This window comes from Microcoleus sp. Pol8_D6, from assembly GCF_036700965.1.
Classification (GTDB): domain Bacteria; phylum Cyanobacteriota; class Cyanobacteriia; order Cyanobacteriales; family Microcoleaceae; genus Microcoleus.
The window spans coordinates 1-3270 of sequence record NZ_JAUBPW010000099.1 but is presented as its reverse complement, the minus strand read 5'-3'; the positions used below and the strand labels follow the sequence as shown (position 1 = coordinate 3270).

Genomic DNA, 3270 nt, shown 5'->3' with positions numbered 1-3270 from the left:
TCCTCCTAATCTACCTAACCCCAATAACTCCAATTCGCCGCCAATATTACCAAGGGATAGAGCGCGATTTGATAGAGGGCGATCGCTTTTCCCCGATCCCAACCAACCCTTTAGCCGCCAACAACGGCAGAACCAAAACAGAATATCGCGAGATATAGGAAAACCCGGAGACAGGATGCCGCCCGAAAGAATGCAATTTCCCAGAGGACTCAGAAATTTCATCGATTCAAAAATCAGAGATTCAGTTATTCAGTCAGCATTTCGCGGCGACATCGGCAGGACTTTGGAGGCAGGGAAAATATCGGCAGCTTTGTCTCTACTGGACAAATCTTTCAGCCAAGAATTTGGGGAATATTTAGGCATCAACATCAGCAACGAGTTGGTATCCTCAGAGGAAATCCAAAAAAAATTAGCATCGGTGGGCGCACAAACCGGCACAAAACCCAGCTTAATTTATCTGTTCTCGCAGCCCGAAAAATTAAATTTAATGCTAATAAATTCTTGCGGTGAAGTGGTTCACAAAAGTGTGCCGGCTGCGAACCGGGCAGAACTGCTGAAAGTTGTAACTCAGTTCCGGGATGAGATTACCAAACCGGGGGTGCGGGCTACTACGAGTTATCTACCATCTTCCCAACAGCTTTATAAGTGGATGATTGCGCCTTTAGAGGACAGTTTGAAAAACTGCGAAACCGATACTATTTCCTTTGTTGTCGATCGAGGTTTGAGAGGTATGCCCTTTGCTGCTTTGCATGACGGACAGCAATTTTTGGTGGAAAAGTACAGTCTCAGCCTGATGCCCAGCATTAATTTAACAGATACCCGCTACGTCGATCTCAGAAATTCTCAAGTTTTAGCAATGGGTGCCTCGGAATTTTCCGAGTTGAATCCTTTGCCGGCAGTTCCTGCTGAAATAGCCGCTATTTCCCGAGAGTGGCCAGGAGTTAGTTTTCTGAATGAGGATTTCACTTTGGAGAATTTAAAGCGACAGCATCAAAGCCGACCTTTTGGGGTTATTCACTTAGCTACTCACGGCGAATTTCGACCGGGAGCACCGAATAATTCTTTTATTCAGTTGTGGAATAGTCGGCTGCGACTGGATCAATTGCGGGATTTGAGATTGAATGATCCGCAGGTGAATATGTTAGTTTTAAGTGCTTGTCGGACTGCGGTGGGAGATGCACAGGCGGAGTTGGGTTTTGGGGGGTTGGCGCTGCAAGCGGGGGTGCAAACGGCTTTGGGGAGTTTGTGGTACGTGAGTGATGAAGGTACTTTGGGATTGATGAGTGAGTTTTACCAGCAGTTGAAGACGGCGCGAATTAAGGGGGCGGCGCTGCGACAAGCGCAAATTGCGATGTTGCGGGGAGATGTGCGTTTGGAGGGTGGCCGATTGCGGGGTTTGAGTCGGGGTGAGGGGGTGGAGTTGCCAGCTTCGCTGCAAGGGTTTGCGGATTTAAAGTTGTCCCATCCTTATTATTGGTCGGCTTTTGTGATGATTGGGAGTCCTTGGTAATTGGTGATTAGTGATTAGTGATTTGTTATTGGTTGAATATCAATGATTTTGCGGGAAAGGTCGATCGCCCGCAAGCCAGCAAGTTCCGACTGAAACGAAGTATTATCGTCAAAAACCGGTTTCTAAACTCCCATGCGTAAATCCTACTCCACTAAAGCTTGCCGCTGAGCCTCCAACAATTCCTGAATCCCGGTTTCTGCCACATCCAAAATTTGATTTAACTGACTCCGACTGAAACTTCCCTCTTCCGCAGTTCCCTGAATTTCGATGATATTCAAATCTCCATTCATCACCACATTACAATCAATTTCCGCCGCCACATCTTCAAGATAATTCAAATCTAAAAACGCCTCGCCTTCCAAAAGGCCCACAGACACGGCCGCCACTTGACGAATCAGGGGCGATCGCACTAAATCACCTTTTTGCACCAACTTGTTCAAAGCATCAGCCACAGCCACAAACCCCCCAGTAATTGAAGTTGTGCGAGTCCCCGCGTCCGCTTGCAAAACATCCGCATCTACAAGTATGGTGCGTTCTCCCAATAATTGCATATCCAAGCACGATCGCAAACTGCGCCCAATCAACCGCTGAATCTCTTGAGTCCGTCCCGATAATTTCATAAATTCCCGCTCTTGTCGCTGCGGCGTAGATCCCGGCAACATTCGGTATTCCGCTGTTAGCCAACCTTGTCCAGTATTCTCCAAAAATCTCGGCACTCCCGGCTTGATTGTAACGCTACAAAGTACCTGAGTATCGCCACTTTTAGCTAGCACGGAACCGCTAGCAAATTTAGTAAACTGTCGATCGAAACTAATCGGACGAATTTGATTTGGTTGTCTGCCGTCGGGACGTTGGAAAGACATAATATTTAGGTGATTTGCAATGGGTAATTGGGCATTAAAAATTTAAAACTTGGTATTAATCTTCCGTTTTTTTGGATTCGTTAAATATGCAGTTATTCAATCTAAAATCTAAAATCTAAAATCTAAAATCTAAAATGTAAAATCTTATGCCGATTGGCCCTTAGCCTCGATCAATTTGAGAAGATCCTGCTGGACTTGTTCTCGGGATTGGTCGCCATGGACAGTTAACAGTTTGTTGCGATGCTCGTAATAATCTAAAATCGGGATAGTTTGCTTGTGGTATAAATCGAGCCGACGCTGTAAAATTTCAGGATGGTCATCCGATCGATCGCGCTCGATCGACCTACTCAGCAAAACCTCGATCGGCACTTTCAGCCAAACGGCCCAATCTAGCTCCTGCGCCAACTCATCTAATAAAAAATCCAACTCCTCAGCTTGAAAAGCCGTTCGCGGATAGCCCTCCAACACCCAGCCATTAAAGACATCCCACAGCAGCAGCCGGCGGCGAAAGAATTCAATCATAGTTGCATCGGGAACTAATTCCCCTCTTTCGACATAAGACACCGCCAGCTTGCCTAAATCTGTGTCTTCTGCGATCGCCTCCCGTAGAATGTCCCCCACCGCCAGCAAAGGAAGGCTCAAATTGCTGCACAGTAGTTCAGCCTGAGTTCCCTTTCCCGCTCCTGGCCCTCCCAGAATCACCACTCTCACAGTCCCTGCTCCTAGTGCCGCGACATTCAAATTTTACGCGATGTGTGTACCTTTTCTGAAAAGCCCTGGACGCAGCGAGACTCTCATCACCTTGGTTTTTCACCCTATAATACCATTTTCCTAAATATTTGCTACAGATAACCCATTTAATATGAATGGATATCCAGTCAAAGAGGCAATCACTTC

Annotated in this window: 3 protein-coding genes; 1 reads left to right on the top strand and 2 read right to left on the bottom strand. The window is 46.6% G+C overall.

All coding sequences use genetic code 11. The annotated features are described in order from the left end of the window. Positions 1 to 175: 175 nt before the first annotated feature. Positions 176 to 1510 carry a CHAT domain-containing protein gene (locus tag QUA10_RS26785; protein ID WP_333086428.1) on the top strand — a complete coding sequence of 445 codons (1335 nt, stop codon included), beginning with the start codon at positions 176 to 178 and terminating at the stop codon, positions 1508 to 1510. Positions 1511 to 1653: 143 nt separating this feature from the next. Here QUA10_RS26785 and rph read toward each other — a convergent pair whose 3' ends face one another. Both rph and QUA10_RS26775 read right to left on the bottom strand, forming a co-directional pair. Next, positions 1654 to 2373: a ribonuclease PH gene (gene rph / locus QUA10_RS26780; protein WP_333084849.1), complete on the bottom strand. Its 720-nt coding sequence runs from the start codon at positions 2371 to 2373 to the stop codon at positions 1654 to 1656. Between the two features lie 144 nt (positions 2374 to 2517). Next, complete coding sequence (locus tag QUA10_RS26775; protein ID WP_333084873.1) at positions 2518 to 3084, bottom strand: nucleoside monophosphate kinase; 567 nt, start codon at positions 3082 to 3084, stop codon at positions 2518 to 2520. Positions 3085 to 3270 lie beyond the last annotated feature (186 nt).

Excerpts from the sequence above, each read along its gene's own strand:
- QUA10_RS26785 (WP_333086428.1), top strand. The coding sequence starts at position 176 with ATGCCGCCCGAAAGAATGCAATTTCCCAGAGGACTCAGAAATTTCATC.
- rph (WP_333084849.1), bottom strand. The coding sequence starts at position 2,373 with ATGTCTTTCCAACGTCCCGACGGCAGACAACCAAATCAAATTCGTCCG.